Raw genomic sequence first — 5,410 nt, forward strand, 5'->3', positions numbered from 1 at the left:
GATCATGTGCGCCTGAGCCTGGACCTGTTGCTGACGTTCGCCCTGCTCGGTGGCGGCCTGCTGGCTGCACTGCTGCTCGGTGGCGTGTTGCTGCTGGGCTTGCGCAGCCTGCGGCGCCTGCTGGCCGGCGCCCCGCTGGCCTGGCGGCTGGGCCTGGGGCAACTGCTCAAGCACCCGCTGGCGGCAGCCGGGCAGTCGCTGGCCTTCGGCCTGATTCTGCTGGCCATGGCACTGATCGCCCTGTTGCGTACCGAACTGCTCGACACCTGGCAGAACCAGTTGCCCAAGGATGCCCCCAACTACTTCGTGCTCAATATCCTGCCTGATGACAAGGACACCTTCAGCCAGCGCCTGAGCGAGTTTTCGGTGCATGCTGCGCCGCTGTTCCCGGTGATCCCCGGGCGCCTCACGCACATCAATGACGAGCCGGTGCGCGAAACGGTCAGCAAGGAGTCCACCGGTGACCGCGCGATCCAGCGCGACCTGAGCCTGACCTGGGCCGCCGAGCTGCCCCAGGGCAATGCCCTGAGCGCCGGCCAGTGGTGGCAGGCACAGCCTGCGCCAGATGCTGTACCGGGCGTGTCGGTCGAGGCGCAACTGGCCGAAAGCCTCAAGCTCAAGCTTGGCGACACCCTGACCTTCAGCATCGGCGGCCTGGAACGCAAGGCCCGGGTCAGCAGCCTGCGCACGGTCAACTGGGACAGCTTCCAGCCCAACTTCTACATGATCTTCCAGCCCGGCACCCTGCAGGACCTGCCAACCACCTACCTGACCAGCTTCTACCTCGCCCCCGGCCACGACCAGCAGGTGGTGGCGCTGTCGCGCGCGTTCCCGGCGGCGACCATCCTGCAGGTCGACGCACTGCTCGAACAGCTGCGCAGCATCCTCGCCCAGGTCACGCTGGCCGTGCAGTACGTGCTGCTGTTCGTGCTGGCCGCGGGGCTGGCGGTGCTGTTCGCCGGCTTGCAGGCGACCCTGGACGAGCGCATTCGCCAAGGCGCGTTGCTACGCGCGCTGGGGGCCGGGCGCAGCCTGTTGGTCAAGGCGCGGCGGATCGAGTTCGGCCTGCTGGGTGCGGCCAGCGGCCTGCTCGCGGCGTTGGGCACCGAGCTGATCAGCCTGCTGCTGTACCGCTATGCGTTCGACCTGCAGTGGAGCCCGCACCCTTGGCTGCTGCTGCTGCCGGTAATCGGCGCGCTGCTGGTAGGCGGCGCCGGCGTGTACGGTACGCGCCGGGCGCTCAATGCCAGCCCGCTGACAGTGCTGCGTGAGGGCTGATAGACTCGGCGGCTACCTGCCCGAGCCTGCAAGCCCATGAGTCGATACCGTCCGCCGCGCACCGCCGGCACTGCACTGATCACCCCCGAAGGCGAGGCGCGCATGCGCGCCGAGCTGCACGAGCTGTGGCATGTACGCCGGCCGCAGGTGACCCAGTCGGTAAGCGAGGCGGCGGCGCAGGGTGACCGTTCGGAGAATGCCGAGTACACCTACGGCAAGAAGATGCTGCGCGAAATCGACAGCCGGGTGCGCTTCCTGACCAAACGCCTGGAAAACCTCAAGGTGGTGAGCGAGCGTCCCAGCGACCCGAACAAGGTGTACTTTGGCGCCTGGGTGACGGTCGAAAACGAGCACGGCGAGCAATCACGCTATCGGATCGTCGGCCCCGACGAACTGGACCTCAAGCAGGGCCTGATCAGCATCGACTCGCCCCTTGCGCGCGCCCTGATCGGCAAGGCGCTGGATGCTGAAGTACGGGTACACACGCCGACCGGCGAACAAACGCTGTATGTGGTGGAGATCGCCTACCCCTGAGGGGTCAGGCTCGGGTTATCAGGCCCTGGCGTGCCACGCGGGTCAGGTGCCCAATCACTTCGGCGGCGTGTTGCTGCGAGGGTGCCTGCACCACGGCCAGGTCGAAACGGTCGTTGGCGAAACGGCTGAGCGACTCGCAGGTGTCGGCAAACTGGATCAGGAAAGCGGTGGCGCGCCCCTTGCGCCGAGGCCAGCCATCGAGGTAACGCAAAAGGGTGGGCTGATGCTGGCCGCCCAGCAGAATGCGCGGTGTGCGCGCCACCTGGCTGGCAGGAAGGGGGGTCAGGCAAACACTGGTACGTGGGCAACTCATGGAGTAGTTTTCTCCGCCTCGCAGATCCCGCTGGGCTGCGGTGGGAGGCGTCACCGAACCAGCGCTTTAGCGGTATTCGGAGACCCCATCGGGGTCTTCCTGCGCCCCGCAAGTAGCTGTTTAAATCGGCGCAAGTCAGCATCCTAGAGAAGCTGCGACCCGACTGTCAACAATGCCAACGTGTTAGGTAACGAGTGGGGCTACCGAAAAACCAGGGGCGGGTCTGCGAGACCTGCATCGGCAGGCGCACCGCAGATCGCGGTGGCGCCCTGCCCGTCACTTGGCAATCATGCGATCCAGCGACGCCCTCCCCGCGCCTTCCACCAGCACCGCCACCGCACCGCCCAGCAGCGCCAGGGCGAACTCGTAGCCGTTGTTGGCCATGAACAGGCCGTTGCCGATGTGCACCGAGAAGATCGCCACCAGCAACAAGCCCACCAGCGCCAACGCCGCAGGACGCACCAGCAGGCCTATCACCAGCGCCAGCCCACCAAAGAACTCGGCACCGCCAGACAGCGCGGCCATCAACGTCGGAGGGGTCAGCCCCAGGCTTTCCATGTACTGCGCCGTCCCTGCCAGGCCACCTCCGCCAAACAGGCCGAAGAGCTTCTGCGACCCATGGGCCATGAAGATGATGCCGACGACAATGCGCAGGACGGTGATGCCCCAGCCGGCACGGGTGAACAATACGGAATTGATGGCGTTCATGCGGTCTTCCTTAATCGGTAAAGGTGTCTGTGTTGGCCGTCATAATAATCATATTTTCAAATGTTAAAATCGCAAAAATCCGCACATAAAAATCTAAAAAATAGATTACTTGCGTGCCGCCACCTTGCGCCCCTGGGGTTCCAGCGACTCGCGCTCGCGGTCGAAGGCCAGAAAGTACTTGTTGACGCTATTAACATAGCTGACCGGCCCCATTCCCACCTGCTCCATGGCAATGCGCTCGACCTGGAAGAACCATTGGTTGGGATTAAGGCCACGCCGGCGCGCTTCGGCGCGCATCGCCTGAACCCGCTCGGGGCCCAGGTTGTAGCCGGCCAGCACGAAGGCCATGCGCTCGCGTTCGTTGAGCTGGGTACTGGCGAAGAACTTGCGCCGTATCAGCGCCAGGTAACGTGCACTGGCCTGGACATTGCCATCCACCGTGGCGATGTCGTTGATCCCCACCCGCCGTGCGGCGCCGGGGGTAATCTGCATCAGGCCACGTGCGCCGCCCATGCCCCTTGCCGCCGGGTCGAGGGTCGACTCCTTGAACGCCAATGCCGCCAGGCTCAACCAGTCCAGGTTCTGCGCCTGGGCATGGCGCTGCAGCACAGGGCGCAGTTTTTCCAGGCGCTGGCGATTGGCCCGCGCCAGCGGGTAATGCACTTTGTAAAGGCGCCGGTAGATGCGCTCGAAGGCGGCATCCTGGTCGGCAGGCGCGTGATAGCCCTGCAGGAAGCGATCGATGCTCGCGTGCAGCATGGCCGCGTCACGGCGCACGTACCAATGCATGGACGCTGGCGACGTGAGCTGCACCTTGCGCTGTACCTGCAACTTGGGCATCACCTTGGCCCAGCGCAACGCAATCGGTTGCTCGACCACGGTCAAGTGATAGATCCCGGCCTGCACCATCTCCAGCACGTCCTCCACCGCCAGGCTGGGGTCGACCCACTCCACCCTGATCGGCGCCAACTTGCGCAACGCCAGCTTCTGGTTGATCTCGTGCAGGGTATCCCCGGCGGCACTCGCACTGGTCAGGGCCAGGGTACGTCCGGCAAGCTGTTCGACCCGCTGATAGACGCGCTCACCCTTGCGCCCTACCAGTACCAGCGGCACATTGGCCTGCACCGGATCACTGGCGCTGACGCCACGGGTCGACGACAGGTCGATCAACTCGCCCGGCGCAACCACATCGCCCTCGCCGCGCTGCAGCGCACCAATCAGCTGTTCCTTGGCCTTGGGGATGATCTTCAGGCGAATGCCCTGGCCATCACGCGCCCGGGCATTGAGGTAGTGCTCGAAGGCGATCAGGCGATGGTACTCGGCCCCCACCGGCTGCCCCTTGACCTCACCGGAGCTGTTGCGGCTCTGGTTGACCAGCACGCGCAGTTCGCGGCTGCTGCGAATCTGCGCCAGGTCGCGTACCGTGGCCGTCGCGGCTGCTTGCGTGGGGCCCGGCAGGCGCGCGTTGGCCGGCCCCATGCAAAGCAGCCCGACACACAGCAGGATCAGCGACAGCGTGCGCGTCATCCAGTCTCCAGCCATCGGCTGCGATTGAGTCGTTGACGCCATAATGCGCGGTCGGTCCGTGACAATTGACCGTAAAAGACCGCGACAACTCCTTGAAGTTCTTGGCGTTATTGATATTTTTCGGCGCAGCCAAGCGCACTTGCCGCACACTCCGAGGTAGCACCATGCAACTCATCGACATCGGCGTCAATCTGACCAACCCAAGTTTTGCCGGCAAGCACGAGGCCGTGCTCGAGCGCGCGCACGCTGCCGGCGTGCAGCAGATGCTGCTCACCGGCACCAGCCTGGCCGGCAGCGAAGCGGCCCTGACGCTGTGCGAGCAGCTCGACCCGGATGCCCGGCACCTGTTCAGCACTGCGGGCGTGCACCCGCACGATGCCAGCAGTTGGAACGGCGCGTCGGCGCGCGACCTGCGCGCGCTGCTGGAACAGCCACGGGTACGTGCGGTGGGTGAATGCGGGCTGGATTTCAACCGCGATTTCTCGCCGCGCGCGCAGCAGGAGAAAGCCCTGGAAGAACAATTGGCACTGGCCGTGGCGCTGCAGATGCCGGTGTTCCTGCACGAGCGCGACGCCAGCGAGCGCCTGCTGCAGATCCTCAGGCATTACCGCGACAGCTTGCCGGGCGCCGTGGTGCATTGCTTTACCGGCGAGCGCAATGCGCTGTTCAGCTACCTGGACCTGGACCTGCACATCGGCATCACCGGCTGGATCTGCGACGAGCGCCGCGGCACCCACCTGCACCCGCTGGTGAGCAGCATTCCTGCCGGGCGCCTGATGCTCGAAAGCGATGCCCCCTACCTGCTGCCGCGCAGCCTGCGGCCCAAACCGAAAAGCGGCCGCAATGAACCGGCCTACCTGCCCGAGGTACTGCGCGAAGTGGCGCTGCACCGGGGGGAGACGCCCGCGGCAGGTGCGCAGCCCATACCACGCAGTGCGCTCAGCGATTCTTCCTACTTCCGGACATAGCTTGACGCATATCAAGATTCCGAGCTGAATTGTCGGACAAAATGATGGCACCTTGCCAACATTGTTTCCGCTCAATCAGAGA

General features: G+C 65.0%; 5 protein-coding genes and 1 pseudogene. 3 read left to right on the forward strand and 3 right to left on the reverse strand.

Annotated elements, in window-relative coordinates:
* Positions 1-1,278: ABC transporter permease (locus G3436_RS03575; RefSeq protein ID WP_338001197.1), on the forward strand; the 1,278-nt coding region annotated here is incomplete at its 5' end.
* Between the two features lie 36 nt (positions 1,279-1,314).
* Positions 1,315-1,812, forward strand: a complete 498-nt coding sequence (gene greB / locus G3436_RS03580) for a transcription elongation factor GreB (RefSeq protein WP_163941372.1) — start codon at positions 1,315-1,317, stop codon at positions 1,810-1,812.
* Positions 1,813-1,816: 4 nt separating this feature from the next.
* On the opposite strand, the gene G3436_RS03585 is transcribed toward greB, so the two are convergent.
* The 3 genes from G3436_RS03585 to G3436_RS03595 all read right to left on the reverse strand — a co-directional run bounded on the left by G3436_RS03585 (position 1,817) and on the right by G3436_RS03595 (position 4,360).
* A complete protein-coding gene (locus G3436_RS03585; RefSeq protein WP_163941374.1) occupies positions 1,817-2,125 on the reverse strand; it encodes a hypothetical protein in 309 nt (102 codons plus the stop codon).
* Positions 2,126-2,401: 276 nt separating this feature from the next.
* Positions 2,402-2,833, reverse strand: coding sequence for a DoxX family protein (locus tag G3436_RS03590; protein ID WP_163941376.1), 432 nt, complete (start codon positions 2,831-2,833; stop codon positions 2,402-2,404).
* Between the two features lie 105 nt (positions 2,834-2,938).
* Positions 2,939-4,360, reverse strand: a complete 1,422-nt coding sequence (locus tag G3436_RS03595) for an MltF family protein (RefSeq protein WP_163941379.1) — start codon at positions 4,358-4,360, stop codon at positions 2,939-2,941.
* 164 nt (positions 4,361-4,524) lie between these two features.
* Between G3436_RS03595 and G3436_RS03600 the strand changes: the two are divergent.
* Positions 4,525-5,333: pseudogene (locus G3436_RS03600) on the forward strand (TatD family hydrolase).
* Positions 5,334-5,410: the final 77 nt, after the last annotated feature.

This window comes from Pseudomonas brassicae (assembly GCF_010671725.1).
Classification (GTDB): domain Bacteria; phylum Pseudomonadota; class Gammaproteobacteria; order Pseudomonadales; family Pseudomonadaceae; genus Aquipseudomonas; species Aquipseudomonas brassicae.